At 65.2% G+C, this 26,228-nt stretch carries 24 protein-coding genes, 1 tRNA gene and 1 pseudogene; 16 read left to right on the top strand and 10 right to left on the bottom strand.

What is annotated here, in order from left to right; translation table 11 throughout:
• Nucleotides 1-5 precede the first annotated feature (5 nt).
• Nucleotides 6-239, bottom strand: a complete 234-nt coding sequence (locus tag NU688_RS24975) for a DUF1653 domain-containing protein (protein ID WP_257863514.1) — start codon at nt 237-239, stop codon at nt 6-8.
• A 51-nt stretch (nt 240-290) separates the two neighbouring features.
• On the opposite strand from NU688_RS24975, the gene NU688_RS24970 reads away from it, so the two are divergent.
• The 3 genes from NU688_RS24970 (at nt 291) to NU688_RS24960 (ending at nt 4,791) form a co-directional block, all read left to right on the top strand.
• Nucleotides 291-2,144 (top strand): M48 family metallopeptidase, encoded by a 1,854-nt coding sequence (locus NU688_RS24970; protein ID WP_257863513.1) that lies wholly within the window; start codon nt 291-293, stop codon nt 2,142-2,144.
• A gap of 28 nt (nt 2,145-2,172) precedes the next feature.
• Nucleotides 2,173-3,444: an RsmB/NOP family class I SAM-dependent RNA methyltransferase gene (locus NU688_RS24965; protein ID WP_257863512.1), complete on the top strand. Its 1,272-nt coding sequence runs from the start codon at nt 2,173-2,175 to the stop codon at nt 3,442-3,444.
• 132 nt (nt 3,445-3,576) lie between these two features.
• Nucleotides 3,577-4,791, top strand: a complete 1,215-nt coding sequence (locus NU688_RS24960) for a fatty acid desaturase (protein ID WP_257863511.1) — start codon at nt 3,577-3,579, stop codon at nt 4,789-4,791.
• 169 nt (nt 4,792-4,960) lie between these two features.
• On the opposite strand, the gene rpmG is transcribed toward NU688_RS24960, so the two are convergent.
• The 3 genes from rpmG to trxB form a co-directional block, all read right to left on the bottom strand.
• Complete coding sequence (gene rpmG / locus NU688_RS24955; protein ID WP_007830291.1) at nt 4,961-5,134, bottom strand: 50S ribosomal protein L33; 174 nt, start codon at nt 5,132-5,134, stop codon at nt 4,961-4,963.
• An 11-nt stretch (nt 5,135-5,145) separates the two neighbouring features.
• A complete protein-coding gene (gene rpmB, locus NU688_RS24950; protein ID WP_007830293.1) occupies nt 5,146-5,379 on the bottom strand; it encodes a 50S ribosomal protein L28 in 234 nt (77 codons plus the stop codon).
• 183 nt (nt 5,380-5,562) lie between these two features.
• Complete coding sequence (gene trxB, locus NU688_RS24945) at nt 5,563-6,522, bottom strand: thioredoxin-disulfide reductase (protein ID WP_257863509.1); 960 nt, start codon at nt 6,520-6,522, stop codon at nt 5,563-5,565.
• 182 nt (nt 6,523-6,704) lie between these two features.
• On the opposite strand from trxB, the gene NU688_RS24940 reads away from it, so the two are divergent.
• From NU688_RS24940 to NU688_RS24905, 8 genes are all read left to right on the top strand, one after another.
• Entirely contained in the window at nt 6,705-7,379 is a 675-nt protein-coding gene (locus tag NU688_RS24940) for a Crp/Fnr family transcriptional regulator (protein ID WP_013539844.1), read from the top strand.
• Nucleotides 7,380-7,473: 94 nt separating this feature from the next.
• The gene (locus NU688_RS24935; protein ID WP_257863508.1) at nt 7,474-9,894 is read left to right on the top strand and encodes a DNA translocase FtsK; all 2,421 of its coding nucleotides are present in this window, start codon (nt 7,474-7,476) and stop codon (nt 9,892-9,894) included.
• Between the two features lie 161 nt (nt 9,895-10,055).
• The gene (gene lolA, locus NU688_RS24930) at nt 10,056-10,688 is read left to right on the top strand and encodes an outer membrane lipoprotein chaperone LolA (protein WP_042580842.1); all 633 of its coding nucleotides are present in this window, start codon (nt 10,056-10,058) and stop codon (nt 10,686-10,688) included.
• A gap of 12 nt (nt 10,689-10,700) precedes the next feature.
• Nucleotides 10,701-11,993, top strand: coding sequence for a replication-associated recombination protein A (locus NU688_RS24925; protein ID WP_257863507.1), 1,293 nt, complete (start codon nt 10,701-10,703; stop codon nt 11,991-11,993).
• A 241-nt stretch (nt 11,994-12,234) separates the two neighbouring features.
• On the top strand, nt 12,235-13,164 hold the full coding sequence (locus NU688_RS24920) for a branched-chain amino acid ABC transporter permease (protein ID WP_013539848.1): 930 nt from the start codon (nt 12,235-12,237) through the stop codon (nt 13,162-13,164).
• 10 nt (nt 13,165-13,174) lie between these two features.
• Nucleotides 13,175-14,383: a branched-chain amino acid ABC transporter permease gene (locus NU688_RS24915; RefSeq protein ID WP_257863505.1), complete on the top strand. Its 1,209-nt coding sequence runs from the start codon at nt 13,175-13,177 to the stop codon at nt 14,381-14,383.
• Between the two features lie 17 nt (nt 14,384-14,400).
• Nucleotides 14,401-15,180 (top strand): ABC transporter ATP-binding protein, encoded by a 780-nt coding sequence (locus NU688_RS24910; protein ID WP_257863504.1) that lies wholly within the window; start codon nt 14,401-14,403, stop codon nt 15,178-15,180.
• A 16-nt stretch (nt 15,181-15,196) separates the two neighbouring features.
• On the top strand, nt 15,197-15,961 hold the full coding sequence (locus NU688_RS24905) for an ABC transporter ATP-binding protein (protein ID WP_257863503.1): 765 nt from the start codon (nt 15,197-15,199) through the stop codon (nt 15,959-15,961).
• 1 nt (nt 15,962) lies between these two features.
• Here NU688_RS24905 and NU688_RS24900 read toward each other — a convergent pair whose 3' ends face one another.
• The gene (locus NU688_RS24900) at nt 15,963-16,937 is read right to left on the bottom strand and encodes a tripartite tricarboxylate transporter substrate binding protein (RefSeq protein ID WP_257863502.1); all 975 of its coding nucleotides are present in this window, start codon (nt 16,935-16,937) and stop codon (nt 15,963-15,965) included.
• Between the two features lie 62 nt (nt 16,938-16,999).
• Entirely contained in the window at nt 17,000-18,064 is a 1,065-nt protein-coding gene (locus NU688_RS24895) for a CDP-6-deoxy-delta-3,4-glucoseen reductase (protein WP_257863501.1), read from the bottom strand.
• Nucleotides 18,065-18,120: 56 nt separating this feature from the next.
• Here NU688_RS24895 and NU688_RS24890 point away from each other — a divergent pair, with 56 nt between their 5' ends.
• Together NU688_RS24890 and NU688_RS34085 are read left to right on the top strand one after the other, a co-directional pair.
• Nucleotides 18,121-19,053, top strand: coding sequence for an SDR family oxidoreductase (locus NU688_RS24890; RefSeq protein ID WP_257863500.1), 933 nt, complete (start codon nt 18,121-18,123; stop codon nt 19,051-19,053).
• Nucleotides 19,054-19,060: 7 nt separating this feature from the next.
• Nucleotides 19,061-19,558 (top strand): annotated as a pseudogene (locus NU688_RS34085) (hypothetical protein); the annotation flags it as partial.
• 120 nt (nt 19,559-19,678) lie between these two features.
• Here NU688_RS34085 and NU688_RS24885 read toward each other — a convergent pair.
• Nucleotides 19,679-20,326 (bottom strand): SGNH/GDSL hydrolase family protein, encoded by a 648-nt coding sequence (locus NU688_RS24885; protein WP_257863498.1) that lies wholly within the window; start codon nt 20,324-20,326, stop codon nt 19,679-19,681.
• Nucleotides 20,327-20,393: 67 nt separating this feature from the next.
• Nucleotides 20,394-20,478: transfer RNA gene (locus NU688_RS24880), tRNA-Leu, on the bottom strand.
• Nucleotides 20,479-20,520: 42 nt separating this feature from the next.
• Between NU688_RS24880 and cysM the strand changes: the two genes are divergently transcribed.
• From cysM to NU688_RS24865, 3 genes are all read left to right on the top strand, one after another.
• Complete coding sequence (gene cysM / locus NU688_RS24875) at nt 20,521-21,423, top strand: cysteine synthase CysM (RefSeq protein ID WP_257863497.1); 903 nt, start codon at nt 20,521-20,523, stop codon at nt 21,421-21,423.
• Nucleotides 21,424-21,485: 62 nt separating this feature from the next.
• Entirely contained in the window at nt 21,486-22,064 is a 579-nt protein-coding gene (locus NU688_RS24870; protein WP_257863496.1) for an NUDIX domain-containing protein, read from the top strand.
• Nucleotides 22,054-22,281 (top strand): sulfurtransferase TusA family protein, encoded by a 228-nt coding sequence (locus tag NU688_RS24865; RefSeq protein ID WP_013539858.1) that lies wholly within the window; start codon nt 22,054-22,056, stop codon nt 22,279-22,281. The genes NU688_RS24870 and NU688_RS24865 overlap by 11 nt, the downstream gene beginning before the upstream one ends.
• Nucleotides 22,282-22,343: 62 nt before the next feature.
• Here NU688_RS24865 and galU read toward each other — a convergent pair whose 3' ends face one another.
• Nucleotides 22,344-23,234 (bottom strand): UTP--glucose-1-phosphate uridylyltransferase GalU, encoded by an 891-nt coding sequence (gene galU / locus NU688_RS24860; protein WP_257863495.1) that lies wholly within the window; start codon nt 23,232-23,234, stop codon nt 22,344-22,346.
• A gap of 100 nt (nt 23,235-23,334) precedes the next feature.
• Nucleotides 23,335-26,214 (bottom strand): valine--tRNA ligase, encoded by a 2,880-nt coding sequence (locus NU688_RS24855; RefSeq protein ID WP_257863494.1) that lies wholly within the window; start codon nt 26,212-26,214, stop codon nt 23,335-23,337.
• Between the last annotated feature and the right edge of the window lie 14 nt (nt 26,215-26,228).

The following is a 26,228-nucleotide window of genomic DNA, read 5'->3' as shown; positions in this document are numbered from 1 at the left end:
CCCGGCTAGATCGGCGCGAACCTGCGCTGCACCACGCCGTCGATTTCGATCGTTTCGCCGAACATTGCGGCGGGGCGGACCCAGAGGCCGTGGGCCCCGTAAAGCGCGCGATACAGCGTCATGGGCTCCAGGGTCTCGCTGTGGCGCACGGTGCCCAGGACTTCGTATTCGCCGCCCTTGTAGTGGCGGTAGCGGCCTGGAGGCGTTTCGATCAGGGGTGGCAGGTCGTTGTCGTTCAACGGGAGCTTCTTTCTTCAAAAACGGTCGGTGCTTGATTTGACGGGAGTCGAATGGATCGCGCGGATTTTGTTCACCTGGTTCGACTGAGCGAGCATGCCAGTGCCGACAACAGCGCGCGCTACCGGCGCAGCGTGGCGGCGTTCGCCGCGCTCGGCTATCTCTGGGTGCTGGGCTGCCTCGGACTCTCGGTGGGCATCATCGCCTGGGTGGCCTCGTCCCTCGGGCGCGAGCGCTTCAGCGTATCGCGCGGCTGGCTGCTGGTCTTTGCCCTGGGGCTGCTCTGGGCCACGGTGCGCGCACTCTGGGTGCGCTTCGAGGAGCCGGAGGGCAAGGAGCTCTTTCGGGAGGATGCGCCGGCGCTCTTCGAGGCGCTGGACCGCATCCGCAGCAAGATCAAGGGGCCGCCGGTCCATCGCGTCTTCCTCGACGACGATTTCAACGCCAGCATTCGCCAGGTGCCGCGCTTCGGACTGTTCGGCGGCGCGGTCAACTCGCTCAGCATCGGCCTGCCTCTTTTGATGATGCTGAACCGGCAGCGGTTGCTGTCGGTGCTGGCGCACGAGTACGGCCATTTGCGCGGCAACCACGGGAAGCTGAGTGCCTGGATCTACCGGACGCGGCTCTCCTGGCTCAAGCTGGACGCGAGCCTGCAGCGCGACGAAGGCGTGATGGCGCTGGTGTCGCAGGCCTTTTTCCGCTGGTATTTCCCGCGCTTCGCGGCGAAGACCTTCGCGCTGGCCCGGCAGGACGAGTACGAGGCCGACCGCATTTCGGGCCGGCTGCTGGGCACCGCGGTGGCGGCCGCCGCGCTGACCGAGATCGCGATCAAGGGCAACTGGTACGCCAACGAGTTCTGGCCTTCGCACTGGGCCCGCGCCGAACTGGAGCCGCAAGCCCCGGGGCCCTTTGCGGCCCTGCGCAAGCTCGCCCACGCACCGCCGAGCGACGATTTCGCCCGCCAGGCGCTGCGCGAGGCGATGCGCCGCGTCAGCGACCTGGACGACACCCATCCGGTGCTGCGCGACCGGCTGGAAGCGCTCGGACAAAAGGCGGCCCTGCCGCCGTGGTCGGAGCGGCCGGCGCTCGATTTCCTGGCTGACAGCGCGAAATGGATCGGGCATTTCGACAACCAGTGGCGCCGCGCCCACGCCGGCGACTGGAAGCAGCACCATGCGCACCGCGCGCGCATCCGCGAGCGCATCGCGGTATTGGCGGCACGGGGTGAGCGCAACACGCCCGACGAAATGGTCGAGTGGGCCGATTCCGAGCGCCGGCTCGATCCGGCGGCGCCGGTGCGCGTGCGCTACGAGAGCGCGTTGCGCATCGCGCCGGAGCACCCGGGGGCGCTGCGCGGGCTGGTCCAGATGCTGCCCGTGAACGATCGCGCCGGCCGGCTCGCGGTGCTCGAGCGGCTGCACGAGTCCGGCGCCGCCAGCCGCTGGTGGGCGGCCAAGAGCGCCGTCGCTTCGCTGGAAGACCCCGACGCTGGGTCGCACGACGAAGAAGCGCTGAAACTGTGGCGCGGCCGGCTCAAGGAGGCGGAAGAGGCCGAGGCGCGCGCCTGGGAGGAAATCACCGAGACGCCGTTCTTCAGCCAGATCGGGCGGCACGACCTGAACGACCATGAGCTGGGCGAATTGAAGGCGGATCTCGTTCGCTGCCTTCCCGTGTCGCGCGCCTGGCTGGTGCGCAAGAACCTGCGTGAATTTCCGTGGCGCCGCGCCTACATCGTGTTCGTCGAACTGCCGGGACTCGACGACGACGACCGCTGGCAGCTGTGTCGCCAGCTTGAGCAGACGCTGACTCTGCCGGGCGCCGCGCTGGTGCTTTGGGCTGGGCATTCGCCCACGCTGGCGGACATCGAGCAGCACGCTTTCGGGGCGGTCTGGACGCGCGAGGCCTAGCACGGCGGGCGCCTGAGACAATCAGGGGATGCACCCCAAAGCCCTGTTGGAGGCCACCGCCGATCTGGTGGGCCTTGTCCTGAAATTCGATCACCCGGCCGACCAGGTCGTTTCCCGCTTCTTTCGCGACCACCGCGAGTTCGGCCCGCGCGAGCGCGCGACGCTGGCTGAGACGGTCTACACCGTGCTTCGCAAGAAGCTCCTGTTCGACCATCTCTCTCCCTCGGGCAGTGGCTCGAAGGAGCGCCGCATGGCGATCCTCGGCTTTCACGGGCCGCGCGATTTTCTGAAGAGCGCGCTCAACGACACCGAGAAGCGCTGGCTCGACAACTGCGATGCCGTCAAGCCGGACGATCTGCTGGAGCGCCATCGCCACAACCTGCCGGAGTGGCTGGTGGCGCCGCTCAAGGCACAGCTCGGCGACGGGTTCTGGCCGCTGGTCGAAAGCCTGCAGCAGCCGGCGCCGCTCGATCTGCGCGTCAATGCGCTGACCGACAAGCGGGCGGAAGTGAAGGCGGAGCTTGCGAAGGCTGCTATCAAATCTGAAGCGACGCCGTTTTCGCCCTGGGGCTTGCGCATCGAAGGCAAGCCGGCGCTGACCAAGCTGGACGCGTTCGCTCGTGGCGCCTTCGAGGTGCAGGACGAGGGCTCCCAATTGCTCGCATTGCTGCTGGACGCCAAGCGCGGCGAGATGGTGGTCGATTTCTGCGCCGGCGCCGGCGGCAAGACCCTGGCGATCGGTGCCACGATGCGAAATACCGGGCGGCTCTACGCTTTCGACACTTCGGCGCATCGGCTCGACGCGCTCAAGCCACGGCTGGCGCGCAGCAAGCTCTCGAACGTCCATCCGGCCGCCATCGCCCATGAGCGGGACGACCGGATCAAGCGCCTGGCGGGAAAGATCGACCGGGTGCTGGTCGACGCACCTTGTTCGGGGCTTGGGACGCTGCGGCGCAATCCCGACCTGAAATGGCGCCAGTCGCCCAAGTCGGTAGAGGAATTGACGGTCAAGCAGACGGCCATCCTGCAAAGCGCGGCCCGGCTTGTGAAATCGGGCGGCCGGCTGGTTTACGCCACCTGCAGCGTGCTGCCGGAGGAAAACGAGGCCATTGCCGAAGCTTTTGGCGCCGCCAACCCCGATTTCGAGCCCCAGGACGCTGCGGAACTGTTGCAGGGGCTCAAAGTAGACGGTTTCGAGGCGCTTTGCGCCGGTGGCGCGGACGGAAGGCGCTACCTGCGCCTGTGGCCGCACCGCCATTCGACCGACGGTTTCTTCGCGGCCGTGTGGAACCGCAAATAGGGGCAGGACTCCAAACTAGGGTTAATCAGCGCTTTTCCTGAAGGGTAAACGGCCTCGTTTTGACGCTGTCGCCTTAAAATCGCTGGTTATCTTGAGGCTGCACCTTCGTGTGGCTATGGAGTACCTGACTCAATGTTGCTTCCTGACTCTGCCGTTCTCAATGCGGCCATCCAATGGCTCGGACACGGCTTGTGGGACATCACATGGTGGCAAGTCGTGTTGTACACGCTCGTCACCACGCACATCACGATCGCTGCGGTCACGATTTTCCTGCACCGTACGCAAACGCACCGGGCCATGGATCTGGGCCCGATTCCTTCGCATTTCTTCCGCTTCTGGCTGTGGCTCGGCACCGGCATGGTGACCAAGGAATGGGTTGCCATTCACCGCAAGCACCACGCCAAGTGCGAAACTCAGGAAGACCCGCACAGCCCGCAGGTCAAGGGCATCGACGAGGTGTTCTGGCGCGGCGCGGAGCTGTATCGCAAGGAATCGAAGAACAAGGACACGATCGATCGCTACGGCCACGGCACGCCCGATGACTGGATCGAACGCAACCTGTATTCGCGTTACAGCTGGCAAGGCGTGGGCCTGATGCTGGTGATCAACCTGGCGCTGTTCGGCACGCTCGGCATGGCCGTGTGGGCCGTCCAGATGCTCTGGATTCCGATCACCGCCGCCGGCATCATCAACGGCATCGGCCACTACTGGGGTTACCGCAACTTCGAGGCACCTGATGCCAGCCGCAACATCATGCCCTGGGGCCTGATCATCGGCGGCGAAGAGTTGCACAACAACCACCATACCTACCCGACGTCGGCCAAGTTCTCGGTCAAGAAGTACGAGTTCGACATCGGCTGGATCTACATCCAGGCGATGCAGGCCATCGGCTGGGCCAAGGTCAAGAAGGTGCCGCCGAAGATGCAGATGGGCGACATCCAGCCCGTGGCCAACGAGAAGACGCTCGAGGCCGTCATCGCCAATCGCTACGAAGTCATGGCCGGTTTCGCCCGCGAAATGCGTCGTGCAACCAGCGAAGAACTGGCCCTGCTGAAGACCAAGGGCGCCGATCTGTCGGTGCTCAAGGCAGCCAAGCGCTGGCTGCACCGCGACGACGACAAGGTGCCCGCATCGGCCCGCACGCACATCGTGCAGGCACGTGCAGCACACCCTGTGCTCGACAAGATGGTGACGATGCGCGAAGAATTGCGTCAGCTCTGGCTGAACACCTCGCAGTCGCGCGAGCAACTGGCGGCCGATCTGGCAGCTTGGTGCCATCGTGCCGAGGCCAGCGGCATTGCAGGTTTGCGCGAATTCTCGACGCGCTTGCGCGCTGCGCGCGCCTGAGAGGCTTGGCCTCGCAATAAGAAAGCCGGCCTTGGGTCGGCTTTTTTGTGTCCGTCGTATTTACGGGGTGGTATTGCCGCAATGGTTTGGCGGGCCAATGCAAATCGACGGGCAACAAAAAACCCGCTGGGTAAGCAGCGGGTTTTTTGTTTGCAGAACCAAGGCTGAATTACTTCAGCTTGATTTCCTTGTATTCGACGTGCTTGCGTGCCTTCGGGTCGAACTTCATGATCGACATCTTTTCAGGCATCGTCTTCTTGTTCTTGCTGGTCGTGTAGAAGTGGCCGGTACCCGCAGTGGATTCCAGCTTGATCTTTTCGCGTCCGCCTTTGCTCGTTGCCATGATTCAGCTCCTTAAGCTTGGCCGCGTGCGCGCAGGTCTGCGAGCACGGCGTCGATACCGTTCTTGTCGATCAGGCGCAGTGCAGCGCTCGAAACGCGCAGGCGAACCCAGCGGTTTTCAGTCTCGACCCAGAAACGGCGGTATTGCAGGTTCGGCAGGAACCGGCGCTTGGTTTTGTTGTTGGCGTGGGAAACGTTGTTTCCGACCATCGGGCCTTTGCCCGTTACGTCGCATACGCGTGCCATGTGGACACTCTTTCTTGAACAGCTGGCACCGGTGCAATCGTGGCGATCGCGGGTGTTTTGCAGCTTGACCTCGCCAGAAACGGGTGGCGGTACCCCGGCTTTGCCTGAACGCAGCGAGCCCCCGCGAGAGAGCCCTGTTTCGGCAAAGCCTCGGATTATAGCCCTTTTGGGCCGCGCCCGGATTTAGAGGGTGCCGTCCTGCTCCAGAAAGCGCTGGGCGTCCAGGGCAGCCATGCAGCCCGTACCAGCGCTCGTGATGGCCTGGCGGTACACGTTGTCCTGCACATCGCCGGCGGCGAAGACGCCTGGAATGCTGGTCATCGTGGCAAAGCCCTGCAGGCCGGAGCGGGTCAGGATGTAGTTGTCCTTCATCTCCAGCTGGCCCTGAAAGATGTCGGTGTTCGGGTGGTGCCCGATGGCGATGAAGCAGCCCTTGAGATCGATCTGCTCGGTCTCTCCGGTCTGCGTGTTCTTGATGCGGATGCCCGTCACGCCCGTGCCGTCACCCAGCACTTCGTCAAGTTCGTTGTGCAGCTTCAGCACGATCTTGCCTTCGGCGACCTTCTCCTTGACCTTGTCGATCAGGATCGGCTCGGCGCGGAACTTGTCGCGGCGATGCACCAGCGTGACCTTGTTCGCAATGTTGGCCAGGTACAGCGCTTCCTCGACGGCCGTGTTGCCGCCGCCGATCACGCAGACTTCCTGCTCGCGATAGAAGAAGCCGTCGCAGGTTGCGCAGGCGGAGACGCCGCGGCCCATGAACTTCTGTTCCGAATCCAGGCCCAGATACTTGGCGGATGCACCCGTGGCGATGATCAGCGAATCGCAGGTGTAGGTGCCGCTGTCGCCGGTCAGGGTGAAGGGGCGCTTGCTCAGGTCGACCTTGTTGATGTGGTCGAAAACGATCTGCGTCTTGAAGCGTTCGGCATGCTCAAGAAAGCGCTGCATCAGCTCCGGACCTTGCACGCCATGCACATCGGCCGGCCAGTTGTCGACTTCAGTGGTGGTCATCAACTGACCGCCCTGGGCAATGCCCGTGATGAGCAAAGGCTGCAGGTTTGCGCGGGCCGCATAGACGGCCGCGGTATAGCCGGCGGGGCCGGAGCCGAGAATCAAAACCTTGGCGTGTTGGGGAGCAGACATGAATAGAAAACCTAGGATATACGCTGCGTCAGCGTGTACATTTTCAGGGTGGTAGCGATATATATGGAGTATCACCGCCCGGTTCAACAACCGGGTGCACGGTGTTTTCAATGCGCGCGATTGTAGTAATCCATTGGCTTGACTTCTGGACCAACTCCGCGCGCTGTCTCAGGGATTGATAAATGTCGATGCTGTCCAACCTTGAATTGCTTCGGCGCGTTCCTTTGTTCGCGTCGTTGACGGCCACGCAGTCCGCAAGCATCGCGGATGCGATCATCAAGAAGCGCTTCAAGCGCGCCGAAGTTGTCGTGGAGCAGGGCAAGAAGTCCGATGCGCTCTACATCATCCTCACTGGGCGAGCCCGCGTGACCAGTGCCGACAGCCGGGGCCGCGAGGTCATCCTGGCCACGCTGCACCCCGGCGACTACCTCGGCGAAATGAGCCTGATCGACGACGAGCCGCACTCGGCCACGGTGCGCACCGAGATCCAGTGCGACGTCCTCATGCTCGGCCGCGATGCATTTGCGCGCTGCCTGCCCGAGAACTCCTCGATGGCCTACAACATCATGCGCGGCCTGGTGCAGCGCCTGCGCCATGCCGACCGGAAGATCGAGTCCCTCGCGCTGATGGACGTCTACGGCCGCGTAGCCCGCTCGTTGCTCGAATTCGCCGTCGACGACGGCGCTGGCAACCTCAAGGTGCGCGACAAGATCTCCCGCCAGGACCTGGCCAAGATGGTCGGTGCTTCGCGCGAAATGGTGAGCCGCGTGATGAAGGATCTGGAAGAGCGCGGTTTCGTTCAGACCCTGGACGATGGCGCGATGATCGTCAAGGAACGGCTGCTGACGCTCACGTGAGCCTTCGGGCCGGGCGCTTCTGGCGGCCCCGGTCTTTTGTTGTAGTGTTCGGGCGTCCGGCCTCCGATTCCCAGGGCCGGGTGCCGTGTTTTTCATGACCTATTCGCTCAATACGCTTCAATCTTCTTCTGCCGCCGATGGGCAACCCGTGCGCGTGCGCGCCATGCGCTTCGCCCACGAAATCACGCTGATCGCCGGATTCGCAGCGCTGTTGTTCTGGTTGCTCGCGATGCTGAGCTTCACGCCTTCCGACGCCGCCTGGTCGACCTCGGGCACCGGTGGCGAAATCAAGAACTGGGGCGGCCGCATCGGCGCCTGGCTGGCCGATGGCAGTTACTACGCGGCCGGCTATTCCGTCTGGTGGTGCCTCGCAGCCGGCCTGCGTGCCTGGTTGTCTTCGCTGGCCAACTGGCTGCGCGGCGGTGAAGCCGCACCGGCCGAGCAGCCCCCTCGCGGCCGCTTCAATCGCAGCCGCCTCGCGTTCTGGTTCGGCCTCATCCTGCTGCTGTGCGCGAGCACCATGCTCGAATGGTCGCGCCTGTACCGGCTCGAATCGCACCTGCCGGGTTCGGGCGGCGGTGCGCTCGGCTATCTCGTGGGGCCGGCCAGCGTGCGATGGATGGGCTTCACCGGTTCGGCGCTGGTCGCCATTGCCGGCGGCGTGATCGGCTCGGCGCTGGTCTTCCGTTTCTCGTGGAGCCTGATTGCCGAGCGCATCGGTGCCCGCGCCTATTCGCTCTTCGAGTCGCGCCGCGAGAAACGCGAAATGGCCGCCGACATCGCCATGGGCAAGCAGGCCGCCCGCGAGCGCGCCGAAGCCGATGAGCCTGCGTTCACGCGCGGCGATTCGGGCAGCAAGGGCGGCGAGCCCGCCATGACCACCGATTTCCCCGACGACGAAGAGATCCTCATCGAGCCGCGTCCCAAGCGCCGTCCGCCGTCGCCGCCGGTGCAGATCGAGCCCGCGATGACCGAGGTGCCCCGAAGCGATCGCGTCGTCAAGGAGCGCCAGAAGCCGCTCTTCAAGGAGCTCCCCGACAGCAAGCTGCCGCAGGTCGACCTGCTCGATGCGGCACTGGTGCGTCAGGAAACCGTGTCCGCCGATACGCTCGAGATGACCTCGCGCATGATCGAGAAGAAGCTCAAGGACTTCGGCGTCGAGGTGCGTGTGGTGCTTGCCTCGCCGGGCCCGGTGATCACGCGCTACGAGATCGAGCCCGCCACTGGCGTCAAGGGCTCGCAGATCCTGGGCCTCGCCAAGGACCTCGCGCGTTCGCTCTCGCTGGTGTCGATCCGCGTGGTTGAAACGATCCCCGGCAAGAACTACATGGCGCTGGAATTGCCGAACGCCAAGCGCCAGTCGATCAAGCTCAGCGAAATCCTGGGCTCGCAGATCTACAACGAAGGCAAGTCGATGCTCACCATGGGCCTCGGCAAGGACATCATCGGCAACCCCGTGGTGGCCGACCTCGCGAAGATGCCGCACGTGCTGGTGGCCGGTACCACCGGCTCGGGCAAGTCGGTGGGTATCAACGCCATGATCCTGTCGCTGCTCTACAAGGCCGAGGCACGCGATGTGCGGCTCTTGATGATCGACCCGAAGATGCTCGAAATGTCGGTCTACGAAGGCATTCCGCATCTGCTGGCGCCCGTGGTCACCGACATGCGCCAGGCGGCCCACGGCCTGAACTGGTGCGTGGCCGAGATGGAGCGTCGCTACAAGCTCATGAGCAAGCTCGGCGTGCGCAACCTGGCCGGCTACAACACCAAGATCGACGAAGCCAAGGCGCGCGAGGAGTTCATCTACAACCCCTTCAGCCTCACGCCGGACGATCCGGAGCCGCTCAAGCGCGAGCCGCACATCGTGGTGGTGATCGACGAGTTGGCCGACCTGATGATGGTGGTGGGCAAGAAGATCGAGGAGCTCATTGCCCGCCTCGCGCAGAAGGCGCGCGCCGCCGGCATCCACCTGATTCTGGCCACGCAGCGGCCCAGCGTGGACGTGATCACCGGCCTCATCAAGGCCAACATCCCCACGCGCATCGCGTTCTCGGTGGGCTCCAAGATCGACAGCCGCACCATCCTCGACCAGATGGGCGCCGAGGCGCTGCTGGGCATGGGCGACATGCTCTACATGGCCAGCGGAAGCGGCCTGCCGATCCGCGTGCACGGTGCCTTCGTGAGCGACGAGGAAGTGCACCGCGTGGTGGCCTACCTCAAGAGCCAGGGCGAGCCCGACTACATCGAGGGCGTGCTCGAAGGCGGCACGGTCGATGGCGACGACGGCGACCTGCTCGGTGGCGGCGGCGATGCAGAAAAGGATCCGATGTACGACCAGGCGGTCGAGGTCGTGCTGAAGAACCGCAAGGCCAGCATCTCGCTGGTGCAGCGCCATCTGAAGATCGGCTACAACCGCGCCGCGCGCCTCGTCGAGGACATGGAAAAGGCCGGCCTCGTGAGCGCCATGAGCGGCAGCGGCCAACGTGAAATCCTGGTGCCCTCGCGCACCGAATAAACAATTGACGCGACAGCGGCTCGCAATTCCGGTTACGTGCTGAAAGGCAATTTGCAGAAGCGCTCGCCGGCATTGCAAATCTTCATGAAGACCTACACATGCCGCAATTCGCGGCGAGTAGGGTCGATGCCCAATGCAACAGCTTTTCCGAGGAATCCAAATTGAAAATCCGCCATTGGCTACTGATCGGTCTTCTCTGCTCCGCCAACGCCTGGGCCGGCGGCCTTGAAAGCCTCGAGACCTTCGTTAAGACGGTCAAATCGGGCCGCGCCGAATTCACCCAGACCGTGACCGCGCCATCGCGCGAAGGCCAGCCCGGCCGCGTCAAGACATCGACCGGCACCTTCGAATTCCAGCGCCCCGGCAAATTCAAGTTCGATTACCGCAAGCCCTTTGCCCAGAGCATCGTGGCCGACGGCAAGACGCTGTGGCTCTACGACGCCGACCTGAACCAGGTCACGCAGCGCGCCCAGGCGCAGGCGCTGGGTTCCACCCCGGCGGCGCTGATTGCCGCGGCGCCCGATCTGCGCGCGCTGCAAGCCGATTTCACGCTCGAAGCCGCGCCCGAGCGCGACGGCCTCGAATGGGTCAAGGCCACCCCAAAGAACAAGGACGGCCAATTGCAAAGCGTGCTGGTCGGCTTCCAGGGCGATGCCCTCGCGGCGCTCGAAATCCTCGACAGCTTCGGCCAGCGCTCGGTGCTCAAGTTCAGCAAGGTCGAGGTGAATCCCTCGCTCGCCGCCAGCGTGTTCGATTTCAAGGCGCCCGCCGGCGCCGACGTCGTCAAGCAGTAATCGCTACAAGGTTTGGCCATCAGTTCCCACCAACCCCTTGCCGAGCGCCTTCGCCCGAAGACGCTCGGCGAAGTGATCGGCCAGCAGCACCTGCTCGGCCCGGGCATGTCGTTGCGCATCGCCTTCGAGTCGGGCCAGCCGCATTCCTGCATCCTCTGGGGGCCGCCGGGCACCGGCAAGACCACCATCGCGCGTTTGATGGCCGACGCCTTCGACGCACAGTTCCTGAGCATCAGCGCGGTCCTGGGCGGCGTGAAGGACATCCGCGAGGCCGTCGAGCGCGCCACGGCTGCGCGCGATGGCCTGGAGCAGCAGCGCACCATCGTCTTCGTCGACGAGGTGCACCGCTTCAACAAGAGCCAGCAGGACGCCTTCCTGCCGCATGTGGAGTCGGGGCTTTTCACCTTCATCGGCGCGACCACCGAGAACCCCTCGTTCGAGGTCAACTCGGCCTTGCTGTCGCGGGCTGCGGTGTACGTGCTGCAGCCGCTCACAGAGGGCGATCTCAAGCAGATCGTCGCCAAGGCGCAATCGATCCAGGCGGTCCCGGCCATCGACGAGGCGGCCATCGACCGGCTCGTCGCCTATGCCGACGGCGACGCGCGCCGCCTGCTCAACACGCTCGAGACACTGGCCGTCGCGGCCCGCGCCGAGAAGCTGGAGAACATCGGCGACGAATGGCTGCTGCGCGTGCTCGGCGAGCGCATGCGGCGCTACGACAAGGGCGGCGAGCAGTTCTACGACACCATCAGTGCGCTGCACAAGTCGGTGCGCGGCAGCGACCCCGATGCCGCGCTCTACTGGTTCGTGCGCATGCTCGACGGCGGAGCCGATCCGCGCTACATGGCGCGCCGCCTCGTGCGCATGGCGAGCGAAGACATCGGCCTGGCCGACCCGCGCGCGCTGCGCCTGGCGCTCGATGCGGCCGAGGTCTACGAGCGCCTGGGCACGCCCGAGGGCGAGCTCGCGCTGGCCGAATGCGTCGTGTACCTCGCCATCGCACCCAAGTCGAACGCCGTCTACAAGGCCTACAACGCCGTGCGCGCCCTCATCAAGAAGGACAGCACGCGACCGGTGCCCATGCACCTGCGCAATGCACCCACCAAGCTCATGAAGGAGCTCGACTACGGCAAGGGCTACCGCTACGCCCACGACGAGGAGGGCGGTTTCGCCGCCGGCGAAAACTACCTTCCCGAGGGGCTGGAAGGGCAGGTCTTCTACGAGCCCGTGGACCGTGGCCTCGAAATCCGCATCGGCGAAAAGCTGCGCGAACTGCGCCGTCTGAACGCTGGAAAAGGCGACTGATACCCTCTTGCGCGCCCTGCGCATGCCGCGCATGAACTTACGCCCATACAGCATGGCGTGAGCGGGTAAACCCCGGTCGCTGCGCACCAAATCAGCGCTGGTGCTTGCTTACAATCCCGCCCACAAATCCGCCTGCGACACATGCTGGCTGGTTTTTTGCTTGTCCAGCCAAGGGCGCCAAACCGGTGCCACGGTGGGTGAATGGCACCCCTCAACGGTGCAACACATAGGGAATCGCGTTATGGAAATATTGCTGCAGCAGATCATCAACGGTCTGGTCCTGGGCAGCATGTATGCCTTGATAGCCTTGGGCTACACCATGGTGTACGGCATCATCAACCTCATCAATTTCGCGCACGGAGAAGTGCTGATGGTGGGGGCTCTCACAAGCTGGACCATCATCGGCCTCATGAAGGACGGCATGCCCAACACGCCGGGCTGGCTGGTCCTTCTCATCGCATTGATCATTGCCTGCATCGTCGCGGCAACGCTCAATTTCGTGATCGAGAAGGTGGCCTACCGGCCGCTTCGCAACAGCCCCAAGCTCGCGCCGCTCATCACGGCCATCGGCATGTCGATCCTGCTGCAGACGCTGGCCATGATCATCTGGAAGCCGACCAACAAGGCCTATCCCAACCTGCTGCCGACCGACCCCATCCACGTGGGCGGTGCCGTGATCTCGCCCACGCAGGTGATGATCCTCAGCGTCACCGCGTTCTCGCTCGTGGTGCTGATGTGGCTGGTCAACTACACCAAGCTCGGGCGCGCCATGCGCGCCACCGCGGAGAACCCACGCGTCGCCGCGCTCATGGGCATCCGCCCCGACATGGTCATCTCGGCCACCTTCATCATCGGCGCCGTGCTCGCGGCCATCGCCGGTGTGATGTACGCATCGAACTACGGCATCGCGCAACACGCGATGGGCTTCCTGCCCGGCCTCAAGGCCTTCACCGCGGCGGTGTTCGGCGGCATCGGTAACCTGGCCGGCGCAGTGGTCGGCGGCATCCTGCTGGGGCTCATCGAGGCCATCGGCTCCGGCTACATCGGCACCCTCACCGGTGGCGTGCTGGGCAGCAACTACAGCGACATCTTCGCGTTCATCGTGCTGATCGTCATGCTCACCCTGCGACCGTCGGGCCTGCTCGGCGAACGCGTGGCAGACCGTGCGTAAGGAGCGAGACATGAAGAACAGCAAAAACCTCGCTCTCTACGTCATCGGCGCCATTGCGGTGCTCGCGCTGCCCCTGCTGCTGCAGATGCAGGGCAACGCCTGGGTGCGCATTGCCGACATCGCACTGCTCTACGTGCTGCTGGCCCTGGGCCTCAACATCGTGGTCGGCTACGCCGGCCTGCTCGACCTGGGCTACGTGGCCTTCTTCGCGGTGGGGGCCTACCTCTATGCGTTGATGGGCTCGTCGCACCTGACCGAGACCTTCCCCTGGTTCGCCCAGATGTTCCCGAACGGGCTGCATACCTCGCTGCTGATCGTGGTCCCGCTGGCGCTGGTGGTGGCCGGTTGTCTCGGCGTGCTGCTGGGTGCGCCTACGCTCAAGCTGCGCGGCGACTATCTCGCCATCGTGACGCTGGGCTTCGGCGAAATCATCCGCGTGTTCCTGAACAACCTCGACCAGCCGGTGAACATCACCAACGGTCCCAAGGGCATCACGGCCATCGACTCCATCAAGTTCTGGGGCCTCGACCTCGGCAAGGCATGGAAGTTCGACGGCTTCACGATCTCCTCGGTGTCGCTGTACTACTACCTGTTCCTGGCGCTCGTGATCGCCACCATCATCATTTCGCACCGCCTGCAGGTCTCGCGCATCGGCCGTGCCTGGATGGCCATTCGCGAAGATGAAATTGCTGCCAAGGCCATGGGCATCAACACCCGCAACATGAAGCTGCTGGCCTTCGGCATGGGCGCGAGCTTCGGCGGCGTTTCGGGTGCGATGTTCGCGGCCTTCCAGGGCTTCGTGTCGCCCGAGTCCTTCAGCCTGATGGAGTCGGTGATGATCGTGGCCATGGTGGTGCTCGGCGGCATCGGGCACCTGCCCGGCGTCATCCTGGGCGCGGTGCTGCTGGCTGCGTTGCCAGAAGTGCTGCGCTACGTGGCCGGCCCGCTGCAGTCGCTGACCGACGGTCGCCTCGATGCCTCGATCCTGCGCCAGCTCTTCATCGCGCTCGCCATGATCGTCATCATGCTGGTGCGTCCGCGCGGCCTGTGGCCCTCGCCCGAGCACGGCAAGACGCTGACGAAGAAGGGCGGCGTGCCGGTCGATCCGAGCCATGCGGCAGTAGCCCCTGGCTCGCTGCAGACACACGCACCGGGCATCGATACGCCCGCCGACGAAGTGCCGGGTGCCGCTTCGCGTCCCATGTCGATCAATCCGTGAGCCGAGGAGAAACTGACATGACGACAACCACAGACACCATCCTCGACGTTCGCGGCATCTCCAAGCGCTTCGGCGGGCTGCAGGCCCTTTCCGACGTCGGCATCACCATCAAGCGTGGCCAGGTCTATGGCCTGATCGGCCCGAACGGCGCCGGCAAGACCACCTTCTTCAACGTGATCACCGGGCTCTACACGCCCGACAGCGGCACCTTCGAGCTGGCCGGCAAGCCCTACCAGCCGACGGCCGTGCACGAAGTGGCCAAGGCCGGCATTGCGCGCACCTTCCAGAACATCCGCCTCTTCGCCGAAATGACGGCGCTCGAGAACGTGATGGTCGGGCGCCACATCCGCACCCATTCGGGCGTGTTCGGCGCGATGCTGCGCACCGGCAGCTTCAAGGCCGAGGAAAAAGCCATTGCCGACCGTGCGCACGAGTTGCTCGACTACGTGGGCATCGGCAAGTTCGCCGACTACAAGGCGCGCACGCTGAGCTACGGCGACCAGCGCCGCCTCGAAATCGCCCGCGCGCTGGCCACCGACCCGCAGCTCATCGCCCTCGACGAACCCGCCGCCGGCATGAATTCGACCGAGAAGGTGCTGCTGCGCGAGCTGATCGATCGCATCCGCCGCGACGACCGCACCATCCTGATCATCGAACACGACGTCAAGCTCATCATGGGCCTGTGCGACCGCGTGACCGTGCTCGACTACGGCAAGCAGATTGCCGAGGGCACGCCGGCCGACGTGCAGAAGAACGAAAAAGTGATCGAGGCTTACCTCGGAACGGGGGGCCACTGAAATGAGCACAGCAACGATGACGAGCGAAGAAGAAACCCGCGCCACCGCGGTGCAGGCCAAGGCGGCCGGCAAGACGCTGCTGAAGGTCAGCGGCCTGAAGGTCGGCTACGGCGGCATCCAGGCCGTCAAGGGCGTGGACTTCGAGGTGCGCGAGGGCGAACTGGTGTCGCTGATCGGCTCCAACGGCGCCGGCAAGACGACCACCATGAAGGCGATCACCGGCACGCTGCCGGCGGGCGCGGGCAGCATCGAATTCCTCGGCCGCAGCATCAAGGGCCGCGGCGCCTGGGACCTCGTGGGCGAAGGCCTCGTGATGGTGCCCGAAGGCCGCGGTGTCTTCACGCGCATGACGATCACCGAGAACCTGCAGATCGGCGCCTACATCCGCACCGACAAGGCCGGCATCGCGAGCGACATGGAGCGCGTGTTCGTCACATTCCCGCGCCTGCGCGAGCGCAAGGACCAGCTGGCCGGCACGATGTCGGGCGGCGAACAGCAGATGCTCGCCATGGGCCGCGCGCTGATGGCGCGCCCCAAGGTGCTGCTGCTCGATGAGCCCACCATGGGCCTGTCGCCGATCATGTGCGACAAGATCTTCGAGGTGGTGCAGACCGTGGCCTCGCAGGGTGTCACGATCCTCCTGGTGGAGCAGAACGCCAACCGCGCGCTGCAACTGGCCGACCGTGGCTATGTGATGGAGTCCGGGCTCATCACGATGGACGGCGATGCCAAGGAACTGCTGCGCGACCCACGGGTTCGCGCCGCGTACCTCGGCGAATAACTCAGTCCACCTTCGCGCCTGTCGCTTTCACGACCTTCTCGTATTTGGCGAGTTCGGTCTTCATGAAAGCGCCGAACTGCTCGGGCGAGTTGCCCACCGGCTCGGCCAGCAGCGATGCAAAGCGGGTCTTCGTTTCCGGCGCATTCAGCGCGGCGACGAAGGCCTGATTCAGCTTCACGACCACGTCGTGCGGCGTGCCGGCCGGCGCGACCAGGCCCCACCAGGTGTCGATCGAGAAACCCTTGAGCGTGTCGGCCACCGGTGGCGCCTCGGGCAGCGCGCTGCTGCGCTGCAGCGTCGTGACCGCAATCGCCTTCAGCTTGCCCGAGCGGATGTTCGGCGCCGCGGTCGCGAGGTTGTCGAAGTTGAAATCGACCTGTCCGGAGATCAGCGCGAGCTGCGCCGGGTTGCCACCGTTGTACGGGATGTGCACCGCGAAGATGCCCGCTTCCTTCTTGAAGAGTTCGCCCGCCAGGTGCCCGGCGCTGCCGTTGCCGCCGCTGCCGTAGTTGAGCTTGGCGGGGTTGGCTTTGGCATAGCGGATGAGGTCGGCGACCGATTCGATGTGCAGGCGCTTCGCGGTCTCGGCGTTCATCACCAGCACGTTGGGCACGCGGACCATCTGCGTGATCGGTGCGAAATCGGTCGCGGCATTGAACGGGATCTTGCTGTAGAGCCACGGGTTGACCGCGTTGGTGGCGGTGGCCGCGATGCCGATCGTGAGGCCGTCCGGCGGCGCCTTGGCCACGATGTCGGCGCCGATGTTGCCGCCCGCACCGGGCTTGTTGTCGATGATGACCGGGCCGAACACGTCCTTGACGCGTTCGGCCAGCATGCGCGCGGTGAGGTCGATGGGGCCGCCTGCGGCGTAGGGCACGACGAGGCGGATGGGACGCTGCTGCTGGGCCGTGGCATGGCCCGCGGCGAGGGTTGCGGCGCCTGCGAGCAGGGTGAGGAGGAAGTGTCTCGTCTTCATTTTTTTGTCGTCTGCAGATGGCAAATCAGGGAGCGGGAATCGGGAAATCAAGAAGTCGGAAATCAGGGCATGGCCTTGTCGGCCTCGGTGGTGAACGCATCGGCAAAGAACTCTTCTTCGGGCAGGCCTGCCAGCGCCACGTAGTCGCGCTTGGCCGAGTCGACCACGATGGGCGCGCCGCAGGCATAGACCTGGTGGCCCGACAGGTCGGCGAAGTCTTCCAGCACCGCCTGGTGGACAAAGCCGGTGCGGCCGGTCCAGTTGTCGTCGGGCGTGGCGTTGGAGATCACGGGCACGTAGCGCAGGTTCGGCATCTCGGCCAGTTGACCGCGCACCCACTCGTCCATGTACAGGTCTTCGGGTCGGCGGCCGCCCCAATAGAGCGTGGCGGGCCGCTCGATGTCCTTGAACTTCATGTGCTCCAGCAGCGCCTTGATCGGCGCGAAGCCCGTGCCCGAGGCCAGCAGGACCATCGGCTTGTCGGAGTCCTCGCGCAGGAAGAAGCTGCCGAAGGGGCCTTCGATGCGCAGGATTTCCTTTTCCTTCATGACGCCGAAGACGTGGTCGGTGAACTTGCCGCCCGGCAGGTGCCGCAGGTGCAGTTCGATGCCCGTGCCCGGCACGCCCAGCGTGTGCGGCGCGTTGGCCATCGAATAGCTGCGGCGCGCGCCGTCGCGCAGAATGAATTCCACGTACTGCCCCGCATGGAACTGCAGCGGCTCGCCGGCCGGCAGTTGCAGGCGCAGCATCATCACGTCGTGCGATTGCCGCGTAAGGGCCAGCACCCGCACCGGCATCTTGCGGATCGGGAGGGCACCGGCCTCGGTGACTTGGCGAGATTCGAGCACCACGTCGCTCGTGGCGTGCGCGCAGCAGGTCAGCACGTAGCCTGCGAGCTGCTCCTCGGCGCTCAGCGCCTTGCTCTGGTGGGGGCCGAGGGTGACCTCGCCCGAGAGCTTCTTGCACTTGCAGGAGCCGCAGGCGCCGTCCTTGCAGCCATAGGGCAGGCCGATGCCCTGACGGATGCCGGCTGCCAGGATGGTTTCGTCGCCATGGACTACGAAATGACGGCCGCTCGGTTCGACGGTGATGGAAAAGCCGGCTTCGTGCGGCGGTGCAGCAGTCATCTGTATTCTTCGGCTTGTTTTTCAGCCTGGGTCTGAAACGGAAAGGGAACAGGATTTTGCCTTCAATCAATAGCCCCTCCGGCGCGCTGCCGGCGCGGTTCCGGCGCGAGCGCCTCCTGATCGTCGGTTGCGGCGACGTCGGCCAGCGCGTGGCGCGCGACCAGCGCGGCCGGATGCAACTGGTGGCGCTCACGTCCTCGGCGGAGCGAGTCGCCGCACTGCGCGAGGCCGGCATCCGCCCGCTGGTGGGCAACCTGGACGAGCCGGCCACGCTGCGCCGGCTGGCGGGCATCGCTACGCGGGTGCTGCACCTTGCACCGCCCGCGCGCGATGGCGGCGCCGCCTGGTGGCGCGACCAGCGCACCACGGCCCTGGCACGCGCCTTGAGGCTGCGCTCGGTGCCTCTTGCCTTCGTCTACGGCTCGACCAGCGGCGTGTATGGCGATTGCGGTGGTGCCCGCGTGAGCGAAACGCGCGCCGTGCGACCCGACACGCCGCGCTCCCACCGTCGCGTGGACGCCGAGCGCGCGGTGCGCTGGTTCGGGCGCAGCGCCGGCGTGCGCGCGAGCATCCTGCGCATTCCGGGCATCTACGCGCCGGACCGCGAGAACGGCACGCCCCGCGCGCGCCTGCAGCGCGGCACGCCAGTGCTGCGGCAGGAGGACGACGTCTACACCAGCCACATCCATGCCGACGACCTGGCGCGCGCCTGCATCGCGTCGCTGTTCCGCGGCCGGCCGCAGCGCATCGTCCATGCATCGGACGACACCGAGCTGCGCATGGGCGACTACGTCGATCTCGCGGCCGATCTCTACGGCATGCCGCGCCCGCCGCGCGTGGCGCGCGATGAAGCCGAGCGCCAGTTGCCGCTGCAGTTGCTCAGCTTCATGGGCGAATCGCGCCGGCTCGACAACACGCGGCTCAAGCGCGAGCTGCGCGTGCGGCTTGCGCATCCGACCGTGCACACCGGCCTGCGCGCCGAGGCTTGACGACGTCATGCCCAGCCTGCCCGCTGAGGCCTTTCACTTTGTCGATCGAGCGAACTGGGCGGCTGTGCGGACACAGGGGCTGTGCAGCACCGACGAGCTGCTGCGCCGCGGCGCGTTCGGCACCGAGGTCAACGCGGCCGTGCGCGCCCATCGTCCGCAGGGCGTGACTCTGCCCGACGGCTGCTACATCCGCGACCAGCGGCCGATGCCGCCGCAGGCGCTCGCGCGTTGCCTCGACCCGGGCCTGGCGCCGACCGATTGGTATGCGCTGCTCAACAGTTGCGTGTTCTTCTGGCTCGACCCTGATCGCGTGGAGCGCCATCGGACCGCGCTGGGCAACCGGCCGCAGGTGCTGTTGACCTTCGATGCCAGAGCGCTGGTGATTGCCTGCGAGGCCGCGGCGCATGTGACACCGTTCAATACCGGCAGCGCCATGCGCAAGGCGGCTGCACGCGGGCTGCGCACATTGGTGCCGCTGGCGCAATGGCAGGCGGACGGCTGGACTTCGGAAGCGCTGCCTCGGCAACCGGTGCGCGCGGCCAGCCATCGGCCGGCGGAACTGGTCTTTTTTTTGTGCCGCGGTGCCGGATGCGATGCGCTTCGTCACCGCGATCGAAGCGATCGGCTAACCGCGTTTGACGCGGGGCGCGCACTCGGGCGCGACCTGATCGAGCGCCAGCACGAGCCGCTCCACGAGGCGCGTGCTGTACGGTTGTCGGGGGTGGACGTCGTCCACCATGTCGGCGGCGTCGAAGCGCACGGCGCCCCAGTCGGCAAACAACACGCCTTCTTCCTGGGCCACGCGCTGTGCCGTGGCGTGGTAGCCGTCCCGCAGCGGCAGTCGGTCGGCTTTCACCTTCGAGAGGCCGGTGACGATCGATGTCTTGCCGGCCGCCTGGACGTAGTCGACCATCCCGCGCAAGGCCGGCTCGTACTGGTAGCCGTTACCGGCATCGTTGATGCCGTATTGCAGCACCACGACGCGCGCCGGCATCGGTTGCAGCACAAAGGTCGGCAGGCGCTTGTGGGCGCTGTCGCCCGGGGAGCTGAAGTCGGCAATCGTCCAGGCAGGGCGGATGCGCTTGATCGCGGCGGCCGGTGGTTCCTTGATGCGGTTCGTCAGCGACGCGCCGAACCCGCCATAGAGGATCGAATCGCCCCACAGGGCGACGGTGCAGTCGGGTGCGGCAGCAGCAGGACCGGCGCCAATTGCCAGGGCCAGCCAGAGAAGAAGGGGGAGGGGGCGCACGGTACGGTGCGAGCAATTTCGCATGGCGTTCAGTGTGCCTCTCGACGATGAACGGGGGATCCCTTTTCCCATATCGACAGCAAGGTATCGATGGTGCCCGGGGCCGGAATCGAACCGGCACACCTTTCGGTGGGGGATTTTGAGTCCCCTGCGTCTACCAATTTCACCACCCGGGCAGGGTTCTGAACGAAGCCCAAAATTATGGCACAGTGGCTGCCATGAATTATCCGACGATCGAAGACGCCATTGGCAAGACCCCCCTGGTCGCCCTGCAACGCATCGATGCGGCCGAAAATGCCAAGCGCGGCAACGTGATCCTCGGCAAGCTCGAAGGCAACAATCCCGCGGGATCGGTCAAAGACCGCCCGGCACTCTCGATGATCAAGCGCGCCGAGGAGCGCGGCGAAATCAAGCCCGGCGACACGCTGATCGAAGCCACCTCGGGCAACACCGGCATCGCGCTCGCGATGGCTGCAGCCATCAAGGGCTACCGCATGGTGCTGATCATGCCGGAGGACCTCTCCGTCGAACGCGCCCAGACCATGAAGGCGTTCGGCGCCGAGCTGGTGCTCACGCCCAAGAGCGGCGGCATGGAATACGCCCGCGACCTCGCCGAGCAGATGGTTGCTCAAGGCAAGGGCCGGGTGCTCGACCAGTTCGCCAATCCCGACAATCCGCGCATCCACTACGAGACGACGGGCCCCGAGGTCTGGGCCGACACCGAGGGCAAGATCACGCATTTCGTGAGCGCCATGGGCACCACCGGCACCATCACCGGCGTCTCGCGATTCCTGAAGGAAAAGAACCCTGCGGTGCGCATCATCGGCGCGCAGCCGGCCGAAGGCTCGCGCATCCCGGGCATCCGCAAGTGGCCCACCGAATACCTGCCGAAGATCTACGACCCGAGCCGCGTCGACGAAGAAATCAGCGTGAGCCAGGACGACGCTGAGGAAATGTGCCGGCGCCTTGCGCGCGAAGAGGGCATCTTCGGCGGCATCTCCGCGGCCGGCGCGCTGTGGGCGGCGCTCGAGGTCGCGAAGAAGGTCGAGAACGCCACCATCGTCTTCGTTGTGTGCGATCGAGGTGACCGCTACCTGTCGACCGGCGTCTTCCCCGCGTAAGCCCATAGAAACCCGCCGCAGCACCCGCCCCGGGTGCCGTGAGCCATAACAAGAGCAGCCCCATGCCCCACCCCAAGTTTTGCCAGGTCTGTGCCACGCCGCTGGAATGGATCGCGTTGATGGAAGACGGCGGTCCCAAGGAACGCCTGCGCTGCCCGAACTGCGGCCACACGCACTGGAACAACCCCACGCCCGTGCTCGCGGCCATCGTCGAGTACCGCGGCCAGGTGCTGCTGGCGCGCAACGCGGCCTGGCCCGGCAAGATGTTCGCGCTGATCACCGGCTTCATGGAAGCCGGCGAGACGCCCGAGGAAGGCATTGCGCGCGAGGTGAAGGAAGAAACCAACCTCGACGTGAGCGCGACGAAGCTCGTGGGCGCCTACGACTTCCAGCGCATGAACCAGATCATCATCGCCTACCACGTGGTGGCCGATGGCGAGGTGAAGCTCTCACCCGAGCTGGTGGACTACCGCCTCTACGACCTGCCGGATTTGAAATGCTGGCCCGCGGGCACCGGCTATGCGCTGGCCGACTGGCTGCGCACGCGGGGCCACGAGCCCGTGTTCTTCAGCGCGGCCGAGAACGAAGAGCGCCGCCGCGGACTGCAGCTGCCGCCCGAGGAGCCCAGGCATGGAAGTTGATCGCGAAATCGACACGCGCGGGTTGAACTGCCCGCTGCCCATCCTCAAGGCGAAGAAGTCGCTCAACGACATGGCGAGCGGGCAACTGCTCAAGGTGGTGTCAACCGATCCGGGATCGGTGCGCGACTTCCAGGCCTTCGCGCGCCAGACCGGCAACGAGCTCATGGAGCAGCAGACGGTCGGCACCGACTTCATCCACGTATTGAAGCGGCGCTAGCGAGCACCAAAAGGAAAGGGGCCTGTGTGGCCCCTTTTTTGTTCAGTGCTTCTCGGCAGCCCTCAGAGCTTCAGGCTCTTGAGGTATTCACGGAATTCGGCGCCCACTTCGGGGTGCGCCAGCGCCAGTTCCACGCTGGCCTGCAGAAAGCCTTCCTTGCTGCCGCAGTCGTAGCGGATGCCCTTGTAGGCGTAGGCGTAGACCGATTCCTTCTTCATCAGCGCCGCGATGCCGTCGGTCAACTGGATCTCGCCGCCCGCGCCCTTGGGCTGGTTGCGGATCTCGTCGAACACGCCCGGCGTGAGGATGTAGCGGCCCGCCACGCCCAGGCGCGAGGGCGCGTCTTCGGGCTTGGGCTTCTCGACCATGCGATTGACCTTCACGAGGCCCTCTTCGACCTGCTCGCCGGCCACGATGCCGTAGCGCTTGACGTGCGCGAGCGGCACTTCCTGCACGGCCAGCAGCGAGGCGCCCAGACGCGCGAACGCAGCCGTCATCTGCGCGAGCACCGGCTGGCCGCCCTCGGGGCCGACCATCAAGTCGTCGGCGAGCAGCACGGCGAAGGGCTCGTTGCCGACCAGGTGCTCGGCGCACAGCACGGCATGGCCCAGGCCCAGCATGCGCGGCTGGCGCACATACGAGCAGGTCATGTCGTCGGGCATCACCGAACGCGCGATCTTCAGCAGCGCATCCTTGCCGCTGGCTTCGAGCTGGCTTTCGAGTTCGTAGGCGGTGTCGTAGTGATCTTCGATCGCACGCTTGTTGCGGCCGGTCACAAAAATCATGTCGCGGATGCCCGCGGCATAGGCTTCTTCAACGGCGTACTGGATCAGCGGCTTGTCGACCACCGGCAGCATTTCCTTGGGCTGTGCCTTGGTGGCCGGCAAGAAGCGAGTGCCGAAGCCTGCAACAGGAAATACGGCCTTGCGGATGCGTGTCGAGGAAGTGGACATGGGCAGTTCAGCGTCTTTCTGAAAGGGGAGGGAAATTCCGGATGCGGGACGGCAAGAAGCCGCGTCTGGAATCCTAAACGCCTTCGATGCCCTGCGTCTGTCAGCCTAGGCGTACAAGTTGGTCGCGAAGTCGCTCCAACGTAGCCCTAAGTTCTGACAAACGCTTGCGATCCTGCTCGATTACTGCCGGCGGAGCCTTGGTTACATAAGCTTCATTGCCCAATTTGGCCTCGATCTTGACGACGTCGCCTTCGACGCGTTCGATCTCTTTCTTGAGCCGTGCACGCTCGGCTTCCTTGTCGATGGGCATGAAGAGGCAAAGTCGCAGGGGCCCGACGACGGCCGTAGGCGATGCTTCTGCAGCTGCAACCCAGGAGGCTTCGTCGTCGAACACCTTCACCTCTTTGAGTTTGCCGAGGGCTTGCAGTACAGGCGCTGCATCGCGCAGAAACGCTGCGCTTTCCGCGTCGTCGGCCACGGCATAGAGCGGCATGCGCACGGCAGGTGACAGCTTCATCTCGCCGCGCAGCGTGCGACATGCATCGACCAGCGCCTTCAGGCGCGCCACATGCGCCTCGGCCGCCTCGTCGATCTTCTCGGGCTGGCTCTTCGGATAGGCCGCGATCATGATCGACTCGCCTTCGCGGCCCGCCACCTTCGAGACCTTCTGCCACAGCTCTTCAGTGATGAACGGAATCACCGGATGCGCCAGGCGCAGCAGCGTCTCCAGCGTGCGGATCAGCGTGCGGCGCGTCGCGCGCTTCTGCGATTCGTCGCCGGTCTGGATCTGCACCTTCGCGATTTCCAGGTACCAGTCGCAGAACTCGTCCCAGGCGAACTGGTAGATCGCGTTGGCCACGTTGTCGAGGCGGTATTCCTCGAAGCCCTTGGCCACTTCGGCCTCCATGCGCTGCAGCTGCGAGACGATCCAGTAGTCCGCGCGGCTGAACTTCAGGTAGCCGTGGGCCGGGCCGCCGACCTTGCAGTCTTCCTTCGTGTGCTCCAAGAGGCCGCAGTCCTGGCCTTCGCAGTTCATCAGCACGAAGCGCGTGGCGTTCCACAGCTTGTTGCAGAAGTTGCGATAGCCCTCGCAGCGCTTCGAGTCGAAGTTGATGTTGCGGCCGAGCGATGCGAGCGATGCGAACGTGAAGCGCAGCGCATCGGCGCCGAAGGCCGGAATGCCCTCCGGAAATTCCTTCTGCGTGTTCTTGCGCACCGTGGGCGCCGTCTCGGGCTTGCGAAGGCCCTGCGTGCGCTTGTCGAGCAGCGCGGGCAGCTCGATGCCATCGATCAGGTCCACCGGGTCGAGCACGTTGCCTTCGGACTTGCTCATCTTCTTGCCCTGCGCATCGCGCACCAGCCCGTGCATGTACACGTCCTTGAACGGCACCTTGCCGGTGAAGTGCTTGGTCATCATGATCATCCGGGCGACCCAGAAGAAGATGATGTCGTAGCCCGTCACGAGCACCTGCGAGGGCAGGTAGAGGTCCAGGTCCTGTGTCTTCGCGGGCCAGCCCAGCGTGGAAAAAGGAAACAGCGATGCCGAGTACCAGGTGTCGAGCACGTCCTCGTCGCGGGTGAGCTTCTTGCCCGGCGCCTTGGCCTGTGCATCGGCTTCGCTCTCGGCCACGTACACATTGCCTTCCTCGTCGTACCAGGCCGGAATCTGGTGGCCCCACCAGAGCTGGCGCGAGATGGTCCAGTCCTGGATGTTTTCCATCCAGTGGTTGTAGGTGTTGACCCAGTTCTCGGGCACGAAGCGCACCTCGCCCGACTTCACCGCGTCGATGGCCTTCTGCGCGATCGACTGGCCATCGGCGCCGGGGCGCGTCATCGCCACGTACCACTGGTCGGTGAGCATCGGCTCGACGATGGCGCCCGAGCGCGCGCAGCGCGGCACCATGAGCTTGTGCTTCTTCACCTCGACGAGCAGGCCCAGCGCGTCGAGGTCGGCCACGATGGCCTTGCGCGCCACGAAGCGGTCCATGCCGCGGTACTTCTCGGGCGCGTTGTCGTTGATGGTCGCGTCCAGCGTGAGGATGCCGATCATCTCGAGCTTGTGGCGCTGGCCGACCGCGTAGTCGTTGTAGTCGTGCGCGGGCGTGACCTTCACGACGCCGGTGCCGAATGCCTTGTCGACGTAGTCGTCCGCAATGATCGGAATCAGCCGGTCCACCAGCGGCAGCTTCACGCGCTGGCCGATCAGGTGCCTGTAGCGGTCGTCTTCGGGGTGGACCATCACGGCCGTGTCGCCGAGCATGGTTTCGGGCCGGGTGGTGGCCACCGTCAGCGTGCCGCTGCCGTCTTCAAGGGGGTAGGCGATGTGCCAGAGCGAGCCGTCTTCTTCTTCGCTCTCGACTTCGAGGTCGCTCACCGAGGTCTTGAGCACCGGGTCCCAGTTGCCCAGGCGCTTGCCACGGTAGATGAGGCCTTCTTCGTAGAGCTTCACGAAGGTCTGTGTCACGACCGCCGAGAGGTCGTCGTCCATCGTGAAGTACTCGCGGCTCCAGTCCACCGTGTCGCCCATGCGGCGCATCTGCTCGGTGATGGTGTTGCCCGACTTTTCTTTCCATTCCCACACACGTGCCACGAAGTTCTTGCGGCCCAGGTCGTGGCGGCTGATCTTCTGCTCCTGCAGCTGGCGTTCCACCACGATCTGCGTGGCGATGCCGGCGTGGTCGGTGCCCGGCAGCCACAGCGTGTTGTCGCCCTTCATGCGGTGGTAGCGCGTGAGGCTGTCCATGACCGTCTGGTTGAACGCATGGCCCATGTGCAGCGTGCCCGTCACGTTCGGGGGCGGCAGCTGGATCGCGAACGAGTCGGCGCCTTCCTTGGGCTGCTGCGTACCGCGGAAGCCCGCCTTGGCGTAGCCGCGCTTCTCCCATTCGGGGCCCCAGTGCGCCTCGATGGCGGTGGGTTCGAATGATTTGGACAGGCTCTCCAGTCCAGGTTGGGCGGCAGGGGTGGTGGATTCGCTCATGGGGGATGCAGAGC

It is taken from the genome of Variovorax sp. ZS18.2.2 (assembly GCF_024701975.1).
GTDB lineage: Bacteria > Pseudomonadota > Gammaproteobacteria > Burkholderiales > Burkholderiaceae_C > Variovorax.
Note: the sequence above shows the minus strand (reverse complement) of the source record. Positions and strands in the feature narration are given on the sequence as shown.

Bases quoted from the DNA above. Each gene is read 5' to 3' on its own strand.
- NU688_RS24935 (WP_257863508.1), top strand. From the start codon at position 7,474: ATGACCTATTCGCTCAATACGCTTCAATCTTCTTCTGCCGCCGATGGG.
- NU688_RS24865 (WP_013539858.1), top strand. From the start codon at position 22,054: ATGGAAGTTGATCGCGAAATCGACACGCGCGGGTTGAACTGCCCGCTG.
- NU688_RS24895 (WP_257863501.1), bottom strand. From the start codon at position 18,064: ATGACTGCTGCACCGCCGCACGAAGCCGGCTTTTCCATCACCGTCGAA.
- NU688_RS24915 (WP_257863505.1), top strand. From the start codon at position 13,175: ATGAAGAACAGCAAAAACCTCGCTCTCTACGTCATCGGCGCCATTGCG.
- rpmB (WP_007830293.1), bottom strand. From the start codon at position 5,379: ATGGCACGCGTATGCGACGTAACGGGCAAAGGCCCGATGGTCGGAAAC.
- NU688_RS24940 (WP_013539844.1), top strand. From the start codon at position 6,705: ATGTCGATGCTGTCCAACCTTGAATTGCTTCGGCGCGTTCCTTTGTTC.
- trxB (WP_257863509.1), bottom strand. From the start codon at position 6,522: ATGTCTGCTCCCCAACACGCCAAGGTTTTGATTCTCGGCTCCGGCCCC.
- NU688_RS24965 (WP_257863512.1), top strand. From the start codon at position 2,173: ATGCACCCCAAAGCCCTGTTGGAGGCCACCGCCGATCTGGTGGGCCTT.
- cysM (WP_257863497.1), top strand. From the start codon at position 20,521: ATGAATTATCCGACGATCGAAGACGCCATTGGCAAGACCCCCCTGGTC.
- NU688_RS24970 (WP_257863513.1), top strand. From the start codon at position 291: ATGGATCGCGCGGATTTTGTTCACCTGGTTCGACTGAGCGAGCATGCC.
- NU688_RS24870 (WP_257863496.1), top strand. From the start codon at position 21,486: ATGCCCCACCCCAAGTTTTGCCAGGTCTGTGCCACGCCGCTGGAATGG.
- NU688_RS24905 (WP_257863503.1), top strand. From the start codon at position 15,197: ATGACGAGCGAAGAAGAAACCCGCGCCACCGCGGTGCAGGCCAAGGCG.
- rpmG (WP_007830291.1), bottom strand. From the start codon at position 5,134: ATGGCAACGAGCAAAGGCGGACGCGAAAAGATCAAGCTGGAATCCACT.
- galU (WP_257863495.1), bottom strand. From the start codon at position 23,234: ATGTCCACTTCCTCGACACGCATCCGCAAGGCCGTATTTCCTGTTGCA.
- NU688_RS24855 (WP_257863494.1), bottom strand. From the start codon at position 26,214: ATGAGCGAATCCACCACCCCTGCCGCCCAACCTGGACTGGAGAGCCTG.
- NU688_RS24900 (WP_257863502.1), bottom strand. From the start codon at position 16,937: ATGAAGACGAGACACTTCCTCCTCACCCTGCTCGCAGGCGCCGCAACC.
- NU688_RS24920 (WP_013539848.1), top strand. From the start codon at position 12,235: ATGGAAATATTGCTGCAGCAGATCATCAACGGTCTGGTCCTGGGCAGC.
- NU688_RS24960 (WP_257863511.1), top strand. From the start codon at position 3,577: ATGTTGCTTCCTGACTCTGCCGTTCTCAATGCGGCCATCCAATGGCTC.
- NU688_RS24910 (WP_257863504.1), top strand. From the start codon at position 14,401: ATGACGACAACCACAGACACCATCCTCGACGTTCGCGGCATCTCCAAG.
- NU688_RS24885 (WP_257863498.1), bottom strand. From the start codon at position 20,326: ATGCGAAATTGCTCGCACCGTACCGTGCGCCCCCTCCCCCTTCTTCTC.